General features: G+C 50.5%; 16 protein-coding genes. 13 read left to right on the top strand and 3 right to left on the bottom strand.

The genetic code is table 11. The annotated features are described in order from the left end of the window. The first annotated feature begins 7 nt into the window (after nt 1–7). The 10 genes from tuf to JL661_RS17190 all read left to right on the top strand — a co-directional run bounded on the left by tuf (nt 8) and on the right by JL661_RS17190 (nt 15,042). On the top strand, nt 8–1,192 hold the full coding sequence (tuf, locus tag JL661_RS17235) for an elongation factor Tu (RefSeq protein ID WP_036413223.1): 1,185 nt from the start codon (nt 8–10) through the stop codon (nt 1,190–1,192). 274 nt (nt 1,193–1,466) lie between these two features. Beyond that, nucleotides 1,467–1,844: a preprotein translocase subunit SecE gene (gene secE / locus JL661_RS17230; RefSeq protein ID WP_004238482.1), complete on the top strand. Its 378-nt coding sequence runs from the start codon at nt 1,467–1,469 to the stop codon at nt 1,842–1,844. A 10-nt stretch (nt 1,845–1,854) separates the two neighbouring features. Continuing rightward, nucleotides 1,855–2,400 (top strand): transcription termination/antitermination protein NusG, encoded by a 546-nt coding sequence (nusG, locus tag JL661_RS17225; protein WP_004238483.1) that lies wholly within the window; start codon nt 1,855–1,857, stop codon nt 2,398–2,400. A gap of 147 nt (nt 2,401–2,547) precedes the next feature. Then, nucleotides 2,548–2,976 carry a 50S ribosomal protein L11 gene (gene rplK / locus JL661_RS17220; RefSeq protein ID WP_004238484.1) on the top strand — a complete coding sequence of 143 codons (429 nt, stop codon included), beginning with the start codon at nt 2,548–2,550 and terminating at the stop codon, nt 2,974–2,976. Nucleotides 2,977–2,979: 3 nt separating this feature from the next. Continuing rightward, nucleotides 2,980–3,681, top strand: coding sequence for a 50S ribosomal protein L1 (rplA, locus tag JL661_RS17215; protein ID WP_004238485.1), 702 nt, complete (start codon nt 2,980–2,982; stop codon nt 3,679–3,681). Nucleotides 3,682–4,001: 320 nt separating this feature from the next. Next, nucleotides 4,002–4,499, top strand: coding sequence for a 50S ribosomal protein L10 (gene rplJ / locus JL661_RS17210; RefSeq protein WP_004242307.1), 498 nt, complete (start codon nt 4,002–4,004; stop codon nt 4,497–4,499). Between the two features lie 66 nt (nt 4,500–4,565). Beyond that, nucleotides 4,566–4,931, top strand: coding sequence for a 50S ribosomal protein L7/L12 (gene rplL / locus JL661_RS17205; protein ID WP_004242306.1), 366 nt, complete (start codon nt 4,566–4,568; stop codon nt 4,929–4,931). Nucleotides 4,932–5,279: 348 nt separating this feature from the next. After that, entirely contained in the window at nt 5,280–9,308 is a 4,029-nt protein-coding gene (gene rpoB / locus JL661_RS17200) for a DNA-directed RNA polymerase subunit beta (RefSeq protein WP_004242304.1), read from the top strand. A gap of 108 nt (nt 9,309–9,416) precedes the next feature. Then, nucleotides 9,417–13,643 (top strand): DNA-directed RNA polymerase subunit beta', encoded by a 4,227-nt coding sequence (gene rpoC, locus JL661_RS17195; protein WP_004242303.1) that lies wholly within the window; start codon nt 9,417–9,419, stop codon nt 13,641–13,643. A gap of 85 nt (nt 13,644–13,728) precedes the next feature. Then, on the top strand, nt 13,729–15,042 hold the full coding sequence (locus JL661_RS17190) for a polysaccharide deacetylase family protein (protein WP_004242302.1): 1,314 nt from the start codon (nt 13,729–13,731) through the stop codon (nt 15,040–15,042). Nucleotides 15,043–15,108: 66 nt separating this feature from the next. On the opposite strand, the gene JL661_RS17185 is transcribed toward JL661_RS17190, so the two are convergent. Further along, nucleotides 15,109–15,912 carry a MerR family transcriptional regulator gene (locus JL661_RS17185; protein WP_004242301.1) on the bottom strand — a complete coding sequence of 268 codons (804 nt, stop codon included), beginning with the start codon at nt 15,910–15,912 and terminating at the stop codon, nt 15,109–15,111. Between the two features lie 184 nt (nt 15,913–16,096). On the opposite strand from JL661_RS17185, the gene JL661_RS17180 reads away from it, so the two are divergent. Genes JL661_RS17180 through JL661_RS17175 form a run of 3 tightly spaced genes read left to right on the top strand, consistent with a single transcriptional unit; the run spans nt 16,097 to nt 18,721 of the window. Further along, nucleotides 16,097–17,269 (top strand): trans-sulfuration enzyme family protein, encoded by a 1,173-nt coding sequence (locus tag JL661_RS17180; RefSeq protein WP_036419154.1) that lies wholly within the window; start codon nt 16,097–16,099, stop codon nt 17,267–17,269. Nucleotides 17,270–17,283: 14 nt separating this feature from the next. Next, nucleotides 17,284–17,469 carry a hypothetical protein gene (locus JL661_RS18500; protein ID WP_247716714.1) on the top strand — a complete coding sequence of 62 codons (186 nt, stop codon included), beginning with the start codon at nt 17,284–17,286 and terminating at the stop codon, nt 17,467–17,469. Further along, nucleotides 17,408–18,721, top strand: a complete 1,314-nt coding sequence (locus JL661_RS17175; protein WP_345739892.1) for an alanine/glycine:cation symporter family protein — start codon at nt 17,408–17,410, stop codon at nt 18,719–18,721. The genes JL661_RS18500 and JL661_RS17175 overlap by 62 nt, the downstream gene beginning before the upstream one ends. A 35-nt stretch (nt 18,722–18,756) precedes the next feature. Here JL661_RS17175 and thiH read toward each other — a convergent pair whose 3' ends face one another. Together thiH and JL661_RS17165 are read right to left on the bottom strand one after the other, a co-directional pair. Continuing rightward, the gene (gene thiH / locus JL661_RS17170; RefSeq protein WP_036419157.1) at nt 18,757–19,884 is read right to left on the bottom strand and encodes a 2-iminoacetate synthase ThiH; all 1,128 of its coding nucleotides are present in this window, start codon (nt 19,882–19,884) and stop codon (nt 18,757–18,759) included. Beyond that, on the bottom strand, nt 19,884–20,651 hold the full coding sequence (locus JL661_RS17165; RefSeq protein ID WP_036419160.1) for a thiazole synthase: 768 nt from the start codon (nt 20,649–20,651) through the stop codon (nt 19,884–19,886). The genes thiH and JL661_RS17165 overlap by 1 nt, the downstream gene beginning before the upstream one ends. Between the last annotated feature and the right edge of the window lies 1 nt (nt 20,652).

Below are 20,652 nucleotides of genomic sequence, written 5' to 3'. Positions count from 1 at the left end.
TAGAGTCGTGTCTAAAGAAAAATTTGAACGTACGAAACCGCACGTTAACGTTGGTACTATCGGCCACGTTGACCACGGTAAAACTACCCTGACTGCTGCAATCACCACCGTTCTGGCAAAAACCTACGGCGGTAACGCTCGTGCATTCGACCAGATCGATAACGCGCCTGAAGAAAAAGCACGTGGTATCACCATCTCTACTTCTCACGTAGAGTACGATACTCCGACTCGCCACTACGCGCACGTTGACTGCCCGGGGCACGCCGACTACGTTAAAAACATGATCACCGGTGCTGCACAGATGGACGGCGCTATCCTGGTTGTTGCTGCAACTGATGGCCCTATGCCACAGACCCGTGAGCACATCCTGTTAGGTCGTCAGGTTGGCGTTCCTTACATCATCGTATTCCTGAACAAATGTGACATGGTTGATGATGAAGAGCTGCTGGAACTGGTTGAAATGGAAGTTCGTGAACTTCTGTCTCAGTACGATTTCCCTGGCGACGACACGCCAATCGTTCGCGGTTCAGCGCTGAAAGCACTGGAAGGCGAGCCAGAGTGGGAAGCTAAAATCGTTGAACTGGCAGGTTTCCTGGATTCTTACATCCCTGAGCCAGAGCGTGCAATTGACAAGCCGTTCCTGCTGCCAATCGAAGACGTATTCTCAATCTCCGGCCGTGGTACCGTTGTTACCGGTCGTGTTGAGCGCGGTATCATCAAGGTTGGTGAGGAAGTTGAAATCGTGGGTATCAAAGATACTGCGAAAACCACCTGTACCGGTGTTGAAATGTTCCGCAAACTGCTGGACGAAGGCCGTGCCGGTGAGAACGTCGGTGTTCTGCTGCGTGGTACCAAGCGTGAAGAAATCGAACGTGGTCAGGTTCTGGCTAAACCAGGTTCAATCAAACCACATACCAAATTTGAATCAGAAGTTTATATTCTGAGCAAAGATGAAGGTGGTCGTCATACTCCATTCTTCAAAGGTTACCGTCCACAGTTCTACTTCCGTACCACAGACGTAACAGGTACTATCGAACTGCCGGAAGGCGTTGAAATGGTAATGCCGGGCGACAACATCAAAATGATCGTCACCCTGATCCACCCAATCGCAATGGACGATGGTCTGCGTTTCGCAATCCGTGAAGGCGGCCGTACCGTTGGCGCGGGTGTTGTAGCGAAAGTGATGGGTTAATTACGGATGTAATAATCCTAAAAAGGGCATCATTTGATGCCCTTTTTCTGCGTTGTTTTATGAAGAACCTATCTCATCACTAGTTGATCATCAACTACTGGTGAGATAGGCTCTCACGCAACGAATGGTGAGTATCTCGAAGAATACGAAACTCATGCTGGATTATGACGCCAAGTCAGATACAATTGCATCTGTCCCTAATTTTGGTCTGATTTGTTTTGCAACAGCGAGGCAGTCCGGCTGACTTTTTTATTTCATGGTTACAGGTTGGTTTATGAGTGCGAATAGCGAAGCTCAACAAAACGGCCGTGGTGCTGACATTGCCAAATGGTTAGTGGTCGCAGTTCTGCTGATCGCTGCTATCGGCGGTAACTACTACTTCCGCGAATTTAATCTCGCGCTGCGTGCGCTGGCAGTTGTTGTCGTCATCGCATTAGCCGGTGGTATTGCACTGTGGACAACGAAAGGCAAAGCGACACTGACTTTTGCCCGCGAAGCACGGGTTGAAATGCGTAAAGTGATCTGGCCTACACGTCAGGAAACACTGCATACAACACTGATCGTTGCGGCAGTCACAGCGGTTATGTCGTTAGTGTTATGGGGCCTTGATGGTATCCTTGTCCGTCTTGTTTCCTATATAACATCCTTCTGAGGTTCTAAAGATGTCGGATTCTCCTAAAAAACGTTGGTATGTCATCCAGGCTTTCTCCGGATTCGAGAGCCGGGTTGCGCAGTCTCTGCGTGAACATATCAAAATCAACGGGATGGAAGATTCATTTGGCGAAGTCATGGTGCCAACGGAAGAAGTCGTCGAGATCCGCAGCGGTCAGCGCCGCAAAAGTGAGCGCAAATTCTTCCCGGGCTATGTCCTGGTTCAGATGGCGATGAACGATGCATCCTGGCATCTGGTGCGTAACGTACCGCGTGTAATGGGATTCATCGGCGGAACATCCGATCGTCCTGCACCGATCAGCGATAAAGAAGTTGATGCGATTATGAACCGCCTGCAGCAGGTGGGTGATAAGCCGCGTCCGAAAACGCTGTTCGAGCCGGGCGAAATGGTCCGTGTTTCCGATGGTCCGTTTGCAGACTTTAACGGTGTTGTTGAAGAAGTCGACTACGAGAAGAGCCGCCTGAAGGTATCAGTCTCTATTTTTGGTCGTGCAACACCGGTCGAACTGGATTTCAGTCAGGTCGAAAAACCGTAACGGTTTTTTTTCCGGGCTTGCAAAGGGCGGGAAATTTATCTACAATTTCGCGCCTTTTGTTTTTCAGGGGTTCGCGTTTTCACGCGGGCCTGTATTCATAGGGGAGCCGGGATAACCGGCGCTATTACCCACATTGAGGATTTTTAAATGGCTAAGAAAGTACAAGCCTATATCAAACTGCAGGTTGCAGCTGGTATGGCAAACCCAAGTCCACCGGTTGGTCCAGCACTGGGTCAGCAGGGTGTGAACATCATGGAATTCTGTAAAGCGTTTAACGCCAAAACAGACAGCATGGAAAAAGGTTTACCAATCCCGGTTGTTATCACCGTTTATGCTGACCGTTCTTTCACTTTCATCACTAAAACTCCGCCAGCGGCAGTTTTACTGAAGAAAGCTGCAGGTCTGAAATCTGGTTCCGGCAAACCGAACAAAGAGAAAGTAGGTAAAATTACTTCTGCTCAGGTTCGTGAGATTGCTGAGACTAAAGCAGCGGATATGACTGGTGCCGATGTAGAAGCTATGATGCGTTCTATCGAAGGTACTGCTCGTTCCATGGGCCTGGTAGTGGAGGGTTAATCGATGGCTAAACTGACCAAGCGCATGCGCAATATCCGTGAAAAAGTTGATGCTACCAAACTGTACGACATCAATGAAGCCGTAGCCCTGCTGAAAGAATTAGCGACTGCTAAATTCGTTGAAAGCGTTGACGTTGCCGTTAACCTGGGTATCGATGCACGTAAATCTGACCAAAACGTTCGCGGTGCAACTGTACTGCCAAACGGTACCGGTCGTTCTGTCCGCGTAGCTGTGTTCGCACAGGGCGCTAACGCTGAAGCTGCTAAAGCTGCAGGTGCAGAACTGGTTGGTATGGAAGACCTGGCTGACAAAATCAAAGCCGGCGAAATGGACTTCGACGTTGTTATCGCATCTCCGGATGCAATGCGCGTTGTTGGCCAATTAGGTCAGATCTTAGGCCCGCGCGGCCTGATGCCAAACCCGAAAGTGGGTACTGTAACGCCTAACGTTGCTGAAGCTGTGAACAACGCTAAAGCGGGTCAGGTTCGTTACCGTAACGACAAAAACGGGATCATCCACACCACTATCGGTAAAGTAGATTTCGACACTGATAAACTGAAAGAAAACCTGGAAGCTCTGCTGGTTGCGCTGAAAAAAGCAAAACCATCTTCAGCGAAAGGCGTGTACATCAAGAAAATCAGCCTGTCTACCACCATGGGTGCGGGTGTTGCAATCGACCAGTCTGGTCTGACTGCTGCTGCTTAATATCTGCGGATAGTAAGCGCTTTACATTGGGGTCAGGTTTCTGTAGAATCTGACGCCCAATGTTTGCTGTATTTGATTTAGTGAAATTATCACAGAATCAGGCACAGCCAGAATTTCGGTTGGAGCCCGGCCTTTTCCGGGCCCCGTCCAAGACCGCAGGTGTAAGTGATTACTTAATTTTCCTGCGTAGACGGTGACAGAGCCACAAGAATTTTATTCGAGTATTCTGCTCACCGTGTTTTAGCGCTCTCCACCTTCCGGTGCTGAGTGAAGTGAGTTCCGGGGTTGTATTACCCGGCTAAACCAGGAGCAAGAAGCTAATGGCATTAAATCTTCAAGACAAACAAGCGATTGTTGCTGAAGTCAGCGAAGTTGCCAAAGGTGCGCTGTCTGCAGTTGTCGCGGATTCCCGTGGTGTGACTGTAGATAAAATGACCGGTCTGCGTAAAGCATGTCGTGAAGCTGGCGTTACTGTACGTGTAGTACGTAACACCCTGCTGCGTCGTGCTGTTGAAGGTACCTCTTCTGAGTGCCTGAAAGACGTATTCGTCGGTCCTACCTTGATTGCATTTTCTCATGAACATCCGGGCGCTGCTGCTCGTCTGTTCAAAGAATTCGCGAAAGCGAACCCTGCATTCGAGATTAAAGCCGCAGCCTTTGAAGGTGAGTTAATTGCAGCGAAAGATATCGATCGCTTAGCAACACTCCCGACTTACGAAGAAGCAATCGCGCGCCTGATGGCAACCATGAAAGAAGCCTCTGCAGGCAAACTGGTTCGCACTCTGGCAGCGTTACGCGATCAGAAAGAAGCAGCTTAATTGCCCTTTCTTTTCTTCGTTGCTTTTTAACGTATAAACTTATTCTGAATTTTAGGAACATATCGTATGTCTATCACTAAAGAACAAATCCTGGACGCAGTTGCTGAAATGTCTGTAATGGACGTTGTTGAACTGATCACCATGATGGAAGAAAAATTCGGCGTTTCTGCTGCTGCTGCTGTAGCAGTTGCTGCGGGTCCTGCTGAAGCTGCTGAAGAGAAAACTGAGTTCGACGTTATTCTGAAAGCTGCAGGCGCTAACAAAGTTGCAGTAATCAAAGCTGTTCGCGGCGCAACTGGTCTGGGCCTGAAAGAAGCTAAAGACTTAGTTGAAAGCGCACCTGCTGCACTGAAAGAAGGTGTGAGCAAAGATGAAGCTGAAACTCTGAAAAAATCTCTGGAAGAAGCTGGCGCGGAAGTTGAAGTTAAATAAGCCACTTTTTGCAGTAGCAGCCTGAAAATGGCTGATGGCTGGTGACTTATTGGTCACCAGCCTTTTTGCGCTAATGCGCATGCGTGTGTTTCCGGGGTAACAGTTGTGTTATCTGACACCCGCAAACTCTCCGAATACTTTTTGCTATTGACGACTTAATATACTGTGTTTATGACTGCGATTCGCTCGGGTAGCTCGGTAGTCAGCAGCGCAATGAAATGATTTAAGAGTAATAGCAATGGGTATTAACAGAAAATGTTCAATTTTCTGTCCAAATTAGATAGTTGTAGCGACTGTCCGTCCGATACGGGCAGGCCGGGTCACTGATCAAGCGAGCTGAGGAACCCTATGGTTTACTCCTATACCGAGAAGAAACGTATTCGTAAGGATTTTGGTAAACGTCCGCAAGTGCTGGATGTACCTTATCTCCTTTCTATCCAGCTGGATTCATTCCAGAAATTCATTGAACTCGATCCGGACGGTCAGAACGGCCTGGAAGCCGCGTTCCGTTCCGTTTTCCCGATTCAGAGCTACAGTGGCAATGCTGAACTGCAATATGTCAGCTTCCGTCTGGGTGAGCCGGTATTTGACGTTAAAGAATGTCAGATCCGCGGCGTAACCTTTTCCGCACCACTGCGCGTAAAACTGCGTCTGGTTGTTTACGAGCGTGAAGCACCGGAAGGCACAGTTAAAGATATTAAAGAACAGGAAGTTTACATGGGCGAGATTCCGCTCATGACCGAAAACGGAACGTTCGTTATCAACGGTACTGAGCGTGTTATCGTTTCTCAGTTACACCGCAGCCCGGGCGTGTTCTTTGACAGTGACAAAGGTAAAACACACTCTTCCGGTAAAGTGCTGTATAACGCACGTATCATTCCTTACCGTGGTTCATGGCTGGATTTCGAGTTCGATCCGAAAGACAACTTATTTGTCCGTATTGACCGCCGCCGTAAATTACCGGCTTCGATCATTCTGCGTGCGATGAATTTCAGCACCGAAGACATTCTGAACCTGTTCTTCGAAAAAACCACCTTTGAAATCCGCAATAATAAACTGACCATGACCCTCATTCCTGAGCGTCTGCGTGGTGAAACTGCGTCCTTCGATATCGAAGCGAACGGTAAAGTTTATATTGAGAAAGGCCGTCGTATCACTGCCCGTCATATCCGCCAGCTGGAAAAAGACGAAGTCAGCCAGATTGAAGTTCCTGTTGAATATATCGCAGGCAAAGTGGTTGCGCGTGATTACATCGATGAAGCGACCGGCGAATTAATCTGTGCGGCGAACATGGAAATGTCACTGGATCTGCTGGCGCGTCTGAGCCAGTCCGGTCACAAAACCATTGAAACCCTGTTCACCAACGACCTGGATCACGGCGCCTACATGTCAGAAACCCTGCGTGTGGATCCGACCAACGATCGTTTAAGCGCACTGGTAGAAATCTACCGCATGATGCGTCCTGGTGAGCCGCCAACCCGCGAAGCTGCTGAAAACCTGTTCGAGAACCTGTTCTTCTCTGAAGATCGTTATGATCTGTCTGCGGTCGGCCGCATGAAGTTCAACCGTTCACTGGGTCGTGATGACTCTGACGGTACCGGGATCCTGAGCCAGCAGGACATTACTGATGTCATGAAGAAACTGATCGACATCCGTAACGGCCGCGGTGAAGTGGACGATATCGACCACTTAGGTAACCGTCGTATCCGTTCTGTCGGTGAAATGGCAGAGAACCAGTTCCGTGTGGGTCTGGTCCGTGTTGAGCGTGCAGTGAAAGAGCGTCTGTCTCTGGGTGATCTGGATAACCTGATGCCTCAGGATATGATCAACGCCAAGCCGATTTCTGCTGCGGTTAAAGAGTTCTTTGGTTCCAGCCAGCTGTCCCAGTTTATGGACCAGAACAACCCGCTGTCAGAAATTACGCACAAACGCCGTATCTCAGCATTAGGCCCGGGTGGTCTGACCCGTGAACGTGCCGGCTTCGAAGTCCGAGACGTTCACCCGACTCACTACGGTCGCGTATGTCCTATCGAGACCCCTGAAGGTCCGAACATCGGTCTGATTAACTCCTTATCTGTTTATGCACAGACTAACGAATATGGTTTCCTGGAAACCCCGTACCGTTTAGTGCGTGACGATGTTGTTACCGATGAAATTCATTACCTGTCTGCAATCGAAGAAGGTAACTTCATCATTGCACAGGCAAACACCGTATTAGATGACGACGGCCACTTCGTTGATGAACTGATCACCTGCCGTAACAAAGGTGAATCCAGCTTATTCAGCCGTGATCAGGTTCAGTACATGGACGTTTCCACCCAGCAGGTGGTTTCTGTCGGTGCATCCCTGATCCCGTTCCTGGAACACGATGACGCCAACCGTGCATTGATGGGTGCGAACATGCAACGTCAGGCGGTTCCGACTCTGCGCGCTGACAAGCCACTGGTTGGTACCGGTATGGAACGTGCGGTAGCAGTTGACTCCGGTGTTACAGCCGTAGCCAAACGCGGCGGTACTGTTCAGTACGTTGACGCATCACGTATCGTTATCAAGGTAAATGAAGATGAAATGTATGCCGGCGAAGCGGGCATCGACATCTACAGCCTGACCAAATATACCCGTTCTAACCAGAACACCTGTATCAACCAGACTCCTTGCGTATCGCTGGGTGAGCCGGTTGAGCGCGGTGACGTGCTGGCTGATGGTCCGTCAACTGACCTCGGCGAACTGGCACTGGGTCAGAACATGCGTGTGGCATTTATGCCATGGAACGGTTACAACTTCGAAGACTCCATCCTCGTGTCCGAGCGTGTTGTTCAGGAAGACCGTTTCACCACTATCCACATCCAGGAACTGGCTTGTGTGTCCCGTGACACCAAACTGGGGCCTGAAGAGATCACTGCGGACATCCCTAACGTGGGTGAAGCGGCTCTCTCCAAACTGGATGAATCCGGTATCGTGTATATCGGTGCGGAAGTGAAAGGCGGCGACATTCTGGTCGGTAAAGTGACACCGAAAGGTGAAACACAGTTAACCCCGGAAGAGAAACTGCTGCGTGCTATCTTCGGTGAAAAAGCGTCAGACGTGAAAGATTCATCTCTGCGCGTACCGAATGGTGTTTCCGGTACTGTTATCGACGTCCAGGTCTTTACCCGCGATGGCGTGGAAAAAGACAAGCGTGCTCTCGAAATCGAAGAGATGCAGCTGCGTGACGCGAAGAAAGACCTGACCGAAGAGCTCCAGATTCTGGAAGCCGGTCTGTTCAGCCGTATCCGTTCCGTTCTGATCAACGGCGGTATGGAAGCTGACAAACTGGACAAACTGCCGCGCGAGCGCTGGTTAGAACTGGCTCTGACTGATGAAGAGAAACAGAATCAGTTAGAACAGCTGGCAGAACAGTATGACGAACTGAAATCTGAGTTCGCCAAGAAACTGGAAGCGAAACGCCGCAAAATCACCCAGGGCGATGATCTGGCACCGGGCGTGCTGAAAATCGTTAAAGTGTATCTGGCTGTTAAACGTCAGATCCAGCCTGGTGATAAAATGGCGGGTCGTCACGGTAACAAAGGGGTTATCTCAAAAATTAACCCTATCGAAGATATGCCATACGATGAAAAAGGTAACCCTGTTGACATCGTACTGAACCCGCTGGGCGTACCATCGCGTATGAACATCGGTCAGATTCTGGAAACCCACCTGGGTATGGCTGCGAAAGGCATCGGTGACAAAATCAACCAGATGATCAAAGAGCAGCAGGAAGTCGCGAAATTACGTGAATTCATCCAGAAAGCCTATGACCTGGGTAACGACCCGCGTCAGAAAGTGGATCTGAACACCTTCAGTGATGAAGAAGTTCTGCGTCTGGCGGACAACCTGAAAAAAGGTATGCCGACAGCAACACCAGTATTCGATGGTGCAAAAGAGCAGGAAATCAAAGCATTACTGACCCTGGGTGGCTTACCGACTTCCGGTCAGATCACACTGTTTGATGGTCGTACCGGCGAGCAGTTCGAGCGTCAGGTTACCGTCGGCTATATGTACATGCTGAAACTGAACCACCTGGTTGATGACAAGATGCATGCGCGTTCTACCGGTTCTTACAGCCTGGTTACCCAGCAGCCGCTGGGTGGTAAGGCACAGTTCGGTGGTCAGCGCTTCGGGGAGATGGAAGTGTGGGCACTGGAAGCATACGGTGCCGCTTACACCCTCCAGGAGATGCTGACTGTGAAATCGGATGACGTTAACGGTCGTACGAAGATGTATAAAAACATCGTCGACGGCAGTCATCAGATGGAGCCGGGAATGCCGGAATCTTTCAACGTATTGCTGAAAGAAATCCGTTCCCTCGGTATCAATATCGAGCTGGAAGACGAGTAATTACCGTTGTGGCTGCCCGTGGTACACGGGCAGCACCAGTAAATCTGGTTTAAGGGACAAACAGACGACCGTTTGTCTCACAGGTCTAACTCCGACAGGAGCCATTTCGTGAAAGACTTATTAAAGTTTCTGAAAGCGCAAACCAAGACCGAAGAGTTTGATGCGATCAAAATTGGTCTGGCCTCACCTGACATGATTCGTTCATGGTCATTTGGTGAAGTGAAAAAGCCGGAAACCATTAACTACCGTACGTTCAAACCTGAGCGTGACGGGCTTTTCTGTGCGCGTATCTTCGGGCCGGTAAAAGATTACGAATGTTTGTGCGGTAAGTACAAACGTCTGAAACACCGTGGTGTGATTTGTGAGAAGTGTGGTGTTGAAGTGACTCAGACTAAAGTGCGCCGTGAGCGCATGGGTCACATCGAACTGGCATCACCGACCGCACACATCTGGTTCCTGAAATCACTGCCGTCCCGTATCGGCCTGCTGCTGGATATGCCGCTGCGTGATATCGAACGTGTTCTGTACTTTGAATCTTATGTTGTTGTTGAAGGCGGGATGACCAGCCTTGAGCGCAGCCAGATTCTGACAGAAGAACAGTATCTCGACGCTCTGGAAGAGTTCGGTGATGAATTCGACGCGAAAATGGGTGCGGAAGCCATCCAGGCATTGCTGAAAGCAATGGATCTGGAACAGGAAGTCGAAAACCTGCGCGAAGAACTGAATGAAACCAATTCAGAAACCAAACGTAAGAAACTGACCAAGCGCATCAAGCTGCTGGAAGCCTTCATTCAGTCCGGTAACAAACCTGAGTGGATGATCCTGACAGTGCTGCCGGTATTACCACCGGATCTGCGTCCGTTAGTTCCGCTCGACGGCGGTCGCTTTGCGACTTCAGATCTGAACGATCTGTACCGTCGTGTGATCAACCGTAACAACCGTCTGAAACGCCTGCTGGATCTGGCTGCACCTGACATCATCGTACGTAACGAAAAACGTATGCTGCAGGAAGCCGTGGATGCGCTGCTGGATAACGGCCGTCGTGGTCGTGCAATTACCGGCTCTAACAAGCGTCCGCTGAAATCTCTGGCAGACATGATCAAAGGTAAACAGGGTCGTTTCCGTCAGAACCTGCTCGGTAAGCGTGTTGACTATTCCGGTCGTTCTGTAATCACCGTAGGTCCATACCTGCGTCTGCATCAGTGCGGTCTGCCTAAGAAAATGGCACTGGAACTGTTCAAACCGTTCATCTACGGCAAGCTGGAACTGCGTGGTCTCGCAACCACCATTAAAGCAGCCAAGAAAATGGTTGAGCGCGAAGAAGCGGTCGTATGGGATATCCTGGATGAAGTTATCCGTGAGCACCCGGTTCTCCTGAACCGTGCACCGACACTTCACCGTCTGGGTATTCAGGCGTTTGAACCAATCCTTATCGAAGGTAAAGCTATCCAGCTGCACCCGCTCGTTTGTGCGGCATATAACGCCGACTTCGATGGTGACCAGATGGCGGTTCACGTTCCTCTGACCCTGGAAGCTCAGCTCGAAGCCCGTGCCCTGATGATGTCCACCAACAACATCCTGTCACCGGCAAGCGGCGATCCGATTATCGTACCTTCCCAGGACGTTGTTCTGGGCCTGTACTACATGACCCGTGACTGTGTTAACGCCAAAGGCGAAGGCATGGTACTGAACGGTTCAACTGAAGCTGAGCGTGTATACCGCGCCGGTCATGCGTCTCTGCATGCCCGTGTGAAAGTCCGTATCACTGAAGAAGTGAAAGACGGCGAAGGTAATATCACCAAGCGTACCAGCATGATTGATACCACTGTCGGCCGTGCCATCTTATGGCGTATCGTTCCGCGTGGTCTGCCTTACTCACTGGTTAACCAGCCGCTGGGTAAAAAAGCAATCTCCAAAATGCTGAACACCTGTTACCGTATTCTGGGTCTGAAGCCGACCGTTATCTTTGCTGACCAGATCATGTACACCGGTTTTGCCTACGCTGCCCGTTCAGGTGCATCCGTTGGTATCGATGACATGGTTATTCCGGAGAAAAAAGCCGGGATCATCGCGGAAGCCGAAGCGGAAGTGGCAGAAATCCAGGAGCAGTTCCAGTCTGGTCTGGTTACCGCCGGCGAACGTTATAACAAAGTTATCGATATCTGGGCCGCGGCCAACGAACGTGTTGCCAAGGCGATGATGGAAAACCTGTCTGTTGAAACCGTGGTTAACCGCGACGGCGAAGAAGAACAGCAGGTTTCTTTCAACAGTATCTTTATGATGGCCGACTCCGGTGCGCGTGGTTCTGCTGCACAGATTCGTCAGCTGGCCGGTATGCGTGGTCTGATGGCGAAACCGGATGGTTCCATCATCGAAACGCCAATCACCGCGAACTTCCGTGAAGGTCTTGACGTACTCCAGTACTTCATCTCAACCCACGGTGCACGTAAAGGTCTGGCGGATACCGCACTGAAAACAGCAAACTCCGGTTACCTGACCCGTCGTCTGGTTGACGTGGCGCAAGACCTCGTCATCACTGAAGATGACTGTGGTACGCACGAAGGTATCGTCATGACCCCGGTTATCGAGGGTGGTGATGTTAAAGAACCTCTGCGCGACCGCGTATTAGGCCGTGTGGCTGCTGAAGATATTCTGAAGCCGGGTACTGCGGATATTCTTATCCCGCGTAACACCCTGCTGCACGAAAAACAGTGTGACCTGTTAGAAGAAAACTCAGTCGACAGCGTGAAAGTCCGCTCTGTGGTTAGTTGCGAAACTGACTTCGGTGTGTGTGCGAAATGCTACGGCCGTGACCTGGCGCGTGGTCACATCATCAACGCCGGTGAGGCGGTGGGTGTTATCGCGGCACAGTCAATCGGTGAACCGGGTACACAGCTGACGATGCGTACGTTCCACATCGGTGGTGCGGCATCCCGTGCTGCTGCGGAATCCAGCATTCAGGTCCGTAACAAGGGTACACTGAAACTGTTCAACGCGAAGTTCATCATGAACTCTGCGGGCAAACTGGTTATCACGTCCCGTAACACAGAGCTGCGTCTGATCGACGAATTCGGCCGTACCAAAGAGAGCTACAAAGTACCTTACGGTGCCCAGCTCTCCAAAGGTGACGGTGAAGCCGTCAACGGCGGTGAAACTGTCGCTAACTGGGATCCGCATACCATGCCGGTTGTCAGTGAAGTGTCCGGTATCATCCGCTTTACCGACATGCACGACGGCCAGACCATTACCCGTCAGACTGATGAATTAACCGGTCTGTCCTCACTGGTTGTTCTGGATTCTGCAGAACGTACCACCAGTGCGAAAGAAATGCGTCCGGCACTGAAAATTGTCGATGCACAGGGTAACGATGTTCTGATCCCGAACACTGATATGCCTGCCGCGTACTTCTTACCGGGTAAAGCGATTGTTCAGCTGGATGACGGCGTGGCAATCACCGCCGGTGACACGCTGGCACGTATCCCGCAGGAATCTGTCGGTACCAAGGATATTACCGGTGGTCTGCCGCGCGTTGCGGATCTGTTCGAAGCGCGTCGTCCGAAAGAGCCTGCGATCCTGGCTGAAATCAGCGGTATCATCTCGTTCGGTAAAGAGACCAAAGGTAAGCGTCGTCTGGTGATCACACCAATCGACGGCAGCGATCCTTACGAAGAGATGATTCCGAAATGGCGTCAGCTCAACGTGTTCGAAGGTGAAATGGTTGAACGTGGTGACGTCGTATCTGATGGTCCGGAATCACCGCACGATATCCTGCGTCTGCGCGGCGTGAATGCCGTTGCACGTTATATCGCGAACGAAGTCCAGGAAGTTTACCGCTTACAGGGCGTTAAGATTAACGATAAACACATCGAAGTTATCGTTCGTCAGATGCTGCGTAAAGTCACCATCACCTCTGCGGGAAGCTCTGAGTTCCTCGAAGGTGAGCAGGTTGAATATGCACGCGTGAAAGTGGCAAACCGTCTGCTGGAGCAGGAAGGCAAAATCCCTGCAACCTTTGAACGTGATCTGCTGGGTATCACCAAAGCGTCTCTGGCAACAGAGTCCTTTATCTCTGCGGCATCGTTCCAGGAGACCACACGCGTTCTGACCGAAGCGGCCGTTGCGGGTAAACGCGACGAACTGCGCGGTCTGAAAGAGAACGTCATTGTGGGTCGCCTGATCCCGGCCGGTACCGGTTTCGCGTACCACCAGGATCGTATCCGCCGCCGTCACCTGGCAGAAACTGCCGAGGCAGCACCACAGCAGGTCAGCGCTGATGAAGCAACAGCTAACTTAGCTGAGCTTCTGAACGCCGGCTTCGGTGGCAGCAAAGAGTAAGTGATACAGCAATGTAACTGACTGAACAGCCCTCCTTTTTTAAGGAGGGCTTTTTTGTGCAGTACAGCAGGTAAACGGGCATATTATGCGCAACGTATTGTTTATTTTTATGATTTTATTTTCTGTCGCCGGTGTCAGCCGGGCGGCGGAAGTGCCTTCTGATTCTCAGGAATGGTTACTGAAAGATGAACCGCCGGTTTTGATTCAGGTAAAAGAACCGCAGGTGATTTTTGCTCCGGTGGCCGGTGTGATGCAGGGGGTTGCGGAACTGAACCCGTCACACGGTTTTTATATTTATCCGATGAAGGGCGAATTCCGTGAATTACAGTTTGGTAATGATCGCGGTTTTATCGGCAGCGAACAGCTGTCAGATAAAAAACCTAAAGTCGTGCCGCCGCTGGATACACTGAATGAACTCAATAATCCGATTTATGATTATCTGATAACCATCAGCAACACCAATGTGTTTGGCTCGCCGGATGAATCTAAATCCCCTGTTGCCACCCTGTTTGGTGATCTGCGTTATCCGGTGCTGGCCAAAATGGTCAGGGAAAACCGGGAAGGTGAAAAAATTGTCTGGCTGACTATCCGCCTGGCGGACAGACTGGCGTACATCCGCCTGTCAGATGTGGAACTGGACAAAGGGATTCCGATCCTGACGTATCATCATATCCTGAAAGACAGTGAAAACAGGAATTTCCGTCATACCTCGACCACCACATCCGTTGAAGCCTTTAAGGCGCAGATGGATTATCTGAAGCAGGCCGGTTACCGGACGATTTCCCTTGATGATGTGGCCGGTTATCTGGCGAAGGAAAATAACCTGCCGGGTAAAGTGGTGGCGCTGACGTTCGACGATGGCCTGAAATCGGTTTACCGCTATGCATATCCGATCCTGAAGCAGAATGATCAGAAAGCCACACTGTTTGTGATTTCCTCGCGGGTGAAATCAAAACCGCAGAAATGGGCACCGGACGGATTGCAGTTTATGTGCTGGCCGGAGCTGATGCAGTCACGGGATGTGTTTGATATTCAGTCACATACGCATTTTTTACATCGGCTGGATAACCGCAAAAACCCGATTATTTTCAGCCGTAAGGAACACACGATCCTGCTGGACTACCAGCGTTCGCAGCGCGTTCTGGCGAAACTGAACCCCGAACAGCATTATCTGGCATATCCTTTCGGGGCATATAATCAGGATGCGATGGATGCCGCACAGCAGGCCGGTATGACGATGGCCGTCACCACCATTCAGGGGAAAGTCCGCCTCGGCGATAATCCATATGCGCTGAAACGCCTGTATGCACTGCGTACCGACCCGATTGAGAAATTTGCCACCATGATTGGCAACAGTGGTCCGGAAGTGGTGAATAAGGATATTGTTGTCGACAGATAATCCCGTTTTTATATAACAACTCACGCCTGATAATAACGATTATCAGGCCATTTTTTTGTGTGTACATTATGAAATCAGAAATTGCAGTTCATAAGGGGCGGATTCATAACTGACCAGGTTATCTTCAAATTCATTGGCGATAACCATCCGTGGTTTTTCTTTTCCGTGGAAATAACGTTTCACCATTTCAGCATCGATATTCTCACTGAGATAATGACAGATACAGCAAAGATAAAACCCGGCCGGTAAACACACCAGATTCGGAGAATCAAAATCCGGTTTCTCTTTCAGGTAAATCAGGTATTTCGACGGGTAGAAGGTTTGCTCAATAATGTTTTTATAATCCAGCACATAGGCGTATTGCCGCAGATAATCGAGGGACTGATTTTCCGGTCTGGCTTTCATTTCAGCCAGCCGCAGTTCCATTTTTGAAATCGGGCGATCTGCCGGATAACAGGGAACAAACAGACACCAGCGTTCCGGTAATTCGGTGGTATAAAAAGCCCCGTTGCGCGGTTTATTATCAGTGAAGGTAAAGTAATCCAGATACCAGTCCAGCGTTTCAATGGTCTTTTTTAATTCTGCCATCTGCTGTAATTTACGTGATTTTTCCTGGATTAAATATTCGGTCAATTTATTTTTATCGCCACTTTCCATAATAGTTTTAATATCACTCAGGCTCATATTCATTTTCTGAAGATATTTAATTCTGTCGATATAATGAAATTGTTCAAATGTATAATAACGGTATCCGTTTTCATTATCCGTATAACCTGGTTTGAGAATGGATTTTTTATCATAAAAACGCAGTGTCTGCGTTGAAACGCCTAATAGCGCGGCAGTTTCCCCGATAGTAAAATATTTCTTCATGATTGCTGCCTGTAAAATAATTACTTTTATTTAAATTATCAGATTTAAAATTAACATACTATTTCCCGGGGAAATAATTTTGTGATTATCTTCTCATAACCTGAATTACGGATTTAACCTTATTCCAGCTATAAGGTTTAGGGTGTGCGCATTGTTATTTATTGTTAAAAAAGCAGGATAAAAAATGAAAGAACGCACACAGCTATTGTATTCAGGGGAAATGAATTTACCGGGTCATATTCATCCGGATGCGCCCGCTATTTTTCCGGCTACCGCCTATGCCATGCAGGATACGCAGCACTATTTTGCGGTCAGCAGCGGCAATGGTGAGTATCAGTATAACCGTACCGCAAACCCGAACCGGGACAGCTTATCTGCCGCGATTTCACTGATGGAAGACGGAGAAGTCTCTGCCGTTATGGCCTCCGGGATGGCAGCAATCTCAGCAACACTGCTGAGCCTGCTCAGACAGGGCGACCATCTTGTCGTGAATGAGGCTATTTACGGCGAAACCATCGAACTGATTGATTTAATTCTGGTTCCGCTGGGGGTAACAGTAACCTATGCGGATTTTCTGTCACCGGAGTCGGTACAGTCCGCCATCCGGCCGGAAACGGTGATGCTGTATACTGAAATTATCAGTAACCCGCTGATTAAAGTGGTCGATATCGATGCCATTGCCGGTATCAGCCGGGCGAATGATTGCCTGCTGGTGGTGGATAATACCTTTTCAACCCCGTTTGTCATAAAGCCCTTACAGCACGGCGCGGATATCGTGATCCACAGCCTGACCAAATTTTTCGGGGGCCACAGTGATTTAACCGCCGGCTCGGTAACCTGCTCACAGGCACTGATGCAGAAAATTGAGCTGAAAGCCCGCCTGCTGGGAGGATGCAGTGATCCTTATACGGCCTGGCTCTGTCTGCGCAGCATCCGGACAATGGAAATGCGGGTATCGCGCCAGATGGAAAATGCACAGCGTATTGCGGAAGCACTCAGCGGTGACCCGCGTGTGGCTCAGGTGAATTATCCGGGCCTGGCGTCACATCCTCAGCATGATTTAGCGAAATCCCTGTTTCTGCAGGGCTGCGGCCCGATGCTCAGTTTCCGTGTCGCTGATGACCAGACAAAAGTCGATGCTTTTATCCGCCGTTTAAATCTTATTACCTATCTGGGCACGCTGGGCGGGTTCCGCACCTCTCTGGCGCATCCGGCAACCGCATTCCGCACTGAATTTACACCGCAGCAACTGATTGATTTCGGTATGCATGAGGGGCTTATCCGTATTTCTGCCGGATGCGAAGCTGCCGAAGATTTAATTGCTGATATTACTCAGGCACTTGATGTGTTTAATTAAACCGGATACTCACTATGGACACGATTCTTAATATTATTAATCAGTTTTCAGATTTTATCTGGACTTATCCGATGCCGGTTTTATTAGTCAGTCTTGGTATCTGGCTGACCATTAAATTCCGGTTTAAATACCAGCTGAATTTCCGTTTTAATATTAAAAATACCTACGGCGGGTTGTTTAAGAAAAAAAAATGCCGGTGAACAAATTCAGGGGGCGGGCTCAGTATCCAGTTTTGCCGCCGCCTGTACCGCGCTGGCGAATACCGTGGGTATCGGCAGTATCGGCGGGGTGGCAACCGCGATTACGATGGGCGGGCCGGGCGCGATATTCTGGCTTTGGTTTTCTGCTTTTTTCGGAATTGCGACCAAAGCCTGTGAAATTATTCTCGGCCAGCGTTACCGCGTCAAATATGAAAAATCGATGGATGAGTATGTCTGTGACCGCTCATTTGTGATGGAACATGCTCTGGGCTGGAAAAAAGGTGCGGTTGCATTGTCGGTATGCTGTTTTATGCTCGGGCCGTGGACTTGTCTGGTACAGAGTGAATCCGCGACGTCCTCTATCGAAGAAGCGTTTAATGTCGACAGTTACCTGACATTGCTGGTGATGGTTATTTTTATTGCCAGTGTCATTATCGGCGGATTAAAAGGTATTTCCTCCAAAATGGAAAGTGTGGTGCCGAAACTGGCGATCACCTATCTGACCGTTGCCGTTATTCTGCTGGTGATGAATTATGATCAGATCCTGCCTGCATTTGCGCTGATTTTTAAATCGGCCTTTTCACCGGCTGCCGGTGTCGGCGGATTTGCCGGAGCAACTGTGATGGAAGCCATCCGTTTCGGGATCGCCAGGGGGATTTATTCCAATGACGCCGGAACCGGCTACGGTATTGTGGCACATGCGGCAGCAACAACCGATCACCCGATCCGCCAGTCCAGCTGGGGTTTCGGCGAGGTTTTCCTGACCATTATTATCTGTACTGTTACCGCGCTGGCTATTCTGACCACTAACGTGTGGGTGGATTACGCCGGTATTACCTCATCACGCCTGACCACGCTGGCATTTAAAGTGACATACGGTGATGCGGGCAGCTGGTTTATGGCGATATTTATCACCCTGCTGGCCTGTACCACGACCATCGGCATGTATTTTACCTGTGAGAAAGCGGTGAACTTTTTCTTCGGGGACACCAGAGCCAATAAAATCGCGAAGAATCTGTACCGGGTTTATTACCTGGCGCCGATTGTGTTATTCACTAACCTTCAGGCCGATATTTTATGGGCGCTGACCGATATTCTGAGTGCGGTTTATGTGCTGATCACTATGACATTAATACTGAGCCGGCGGAAAGAGATTTTCCGGTTATTTAATGATTTCTGGGATCGCTATATTCCGGCGAAAAATGCCGGACAGGATGTGCCGCCGGTGACTTACTGTAAGCGGATAGAATAAAAAAATCAGGCCGGTATTCACCGGCCTTTCTTTCCTTATCTTCCCAGATATTTGTCCCAGTCCTTCCAGACCGGCTGAAGACCGGCGGCGAGCAGGGCATCCGCGACCTGCTGCGGCGAGCGGTTGTCATGCGGGCTGAACTGCTCCAGTTCCGGATCATCCTCTTCGGCATAGCCGCCGGGCTGAGTGCGGGAACCGGCGCTGACCTGGTTTATCGCCACCGGCACCATATGATCACGGAAATACGGTGATTCGCGGGTGGAGAGTGACAGCTCAATATCCGGTGCGAACAGGCGGAATGCACAGATAAGCTGCACCAGCTCCGCTTCATTCATCAGGGATTCCGGCTCAATACCGCCTGCACACGGGCGCAGGCGCGGGAAAGAGATGGAATAACGGGTTTTCCAGTAGCGCTGGCGCAGATAGTGCAGATGTTCCGCGACCATGTAGCAGTCTGTCCGCCACTGACCGGACAGGCCGATCAGCGCGCCGAGCCCGATCTTGCTGATCCCGGCCTGACCAAGGCGATCCGGGGTTTGCAGCCGCCAGTGAAAATCCTGTTTTTTCCCTTTCAGATGGTGCCGCTGATAGGTGCTCTCATGGTAGGTTTCCTGATACACCATCACGCCGTCCAGCCCCAGCGTGCGCAGTTCGGCGTATTCCTCTGTCGCCATCGGCTGCACTTCCATCATCATGGTACTGAAATAATCACGGATCAGCGGGAAGGTTTCGCGGAAGTAGTCCATTCCCACTTTGCGCTGATGTTCGCCGGTGACCAGCAGCAGGCTGTCAAAGCCGAGGGCTTTTATTGCCTTACATTCGCTATGGATTTCTGCCGGTGTCAGGGTCTTGCGCTTAATGTGGTTGCTCATGGAGAAGCCACAGTAAGTACAGTCGTTGGCACACAGGTTAGAGAGATAGAGCGGGACATACATCCCGACGACATGGCCGAAACGCTGCCGGGTCAGTGTCTGTGCTTTCTGCGCCATGATTTCGAGATACGGCCGGGCCGCCGGGGAGATCAGTGCCATAAAATCCGTGGTGGTCAGCGTGTCTGCACTCAGTGCCCGTTCGACATCCCGCGTGGTTTTGCTGTTGAGCTGTAAGGTGAGATCATCCCAGTCCAGCTGCTGCCAGCGGTCACTGAAGGTTTTTTCACTCATCACAATGCTCCGAGGAATGAGGTCAGCGGGCTGGATGCCGATGCCTGCAACTGCTTCGGCGCCAGCTCTGCCTCCCGCGCCAGCAGCCCGGCCTCAATGGCCAGACGGAACGCTTTTGCCATGGTGACCGGTGAGCGGGCAACGGCCATCGCGGTATTAACCAGCACGGCATCTGCACCCAGTTCTATCGCCTCGAGGGCGTGACTTGGTGCGCCGATCCCGGCATCAATCACTACCGGAACCGTTGCCTGTTCAATAATAATGCGCAGCATATCGCGGGTCTGTAATCCCTGATTGGAGCCGATAGGTGCACCCAGCGGCATAACGGCGGCGCATCCGGCCTCCTGCAACCGGCGGCATAGTACCGGGTCCGCACTGCAGTAAGGCAGGACAACAAACCCCTCTTTCACCAGTATTTCTGCCGCAGCCAGGGTTTCAACCGGGTCCGGCAGCAGATAACGGGCATCGGGGTGGATCTCCAGTTTGATCCAGTTGGTGCCGAGCGCCTCCCGCGCCAGTTGTGCGGCAAACACCGCTTCCCGGGCATTGTTTGCACCGGAAGTATTCGGCAGCAGTTTAATACCGAGTTCACGGAGCGGGGCAAGGATATCATCGTGTCCCTGAGAAAGGTCGATACGCTTCATCGCCATGGTGACTAACTGGCTGCCGGAGGCGGCAATCGCCTCCTGCATCACCCGGCTGCTGGTATATTTCCCGGTGCCGGTAAATAAATGGGATGTAAATATGGTATCTGCAATCGTCAGCATC

This window comes from Morganella morganii (genome assembly GCF_019243775.1).
Taxonomy (GTDB): Bacteria; Pseudomonadota; Gammaproteobacteria; order Enterobacterales; family Enterobacteriaceae; genus Morganella; species Morganella morganii.
The sequence above is the reverse complement of the archived record's forward strand: the minus strand, read 5'-3'. Positions and strand labels throughout refer to the sequence as shown.

Bases quoted from the DNA above. Each gene is read 5' to 3' on its own strand.
- JL661_RS17165 (WP_036419160.1), bottom strand. From the start codon at position 20,651: ATGCTGACGATTGCAGATACCATATTTACATCCCATTTATTTACCGGC.
- nusG (WP_004238483.1), top strand. From the start codon at position 1,855: ATGTCGGATTCTCCTAAAAAACGTTGGTATGTCATCCAGGCTTTCTCC.
- rpoB (WP_004242304.1), top strand. From the start codon at position 5,280: ATGGTTTACTCCTATACCGAGAAGAAACGTATTCGTAAGGATTTTGGT.
- rplJ (WP_004242307.1), top strand. From the start codon at position 4,002: ATGGCATTAAATCTTCAAGACAAACAAGCGATTGTTGCTGAAGTCAGC.
- JL661_RS18500 (WP_247716714.1), top strand. From the start codon at position 17,284: ATGGACACGATTCTTAATATTATTAATCAGTTTTCAGATTTTATCTGG.
- JL661_RS17185 (WP_004242301.1), bottom strand. From the start codon at position 15,912: ATGAAGAAATATTTTACTATCGGGGAAACTGCCGCGCTATTAGGCGTT.
- JL661_RS17190 (WP_004242302.1), top strand. From the start codon at position 13,729: ATGCGCAACGTATTGTTTATTTTTATGATTTTATTTTCTGTCGCCGGT.
- rplK (WP_004238484.1), top strand. From the start codon at position 2,548: ATGGCTAAGAAAGTACAAGCCTATATCAAACTGCAGGTTGCAGCTGGT.
- JL661_RS17180 (WP_036419154.1), top strand. From the start codon at position 16,097: ATGAAAGAACGCACACAGCTATTGTATTCAGGGGAAATGAATTTACCG.
- rplL (WP_004242306.1), top strand. From the start codon at position 4,566: ATGTCTATCACTAAAGAACAAATCCTGGACGCAGTTGCTGAAATGTCT.
- thiH (WP_036419157.1), bottom strand. From the start codon at position 19,884: ATGAGTGAAAAAACCTTCAGTGACCGCTGGCAGCAGCTGGACTGGGAT.
- rplA (WP_004238485.1), top strand. From the start codon at position 2,980: ATGGCTAAACTGACCAAGCGCATGCGCAATATCCGTGAAAAAGTTGAT.
- secE (WP_004238482.1), top strand. From the start codon at position 1,467: ATGAGTGCGAATAGCGAAGCTCAACAAAACGGCCGTGGTGCTGACATT.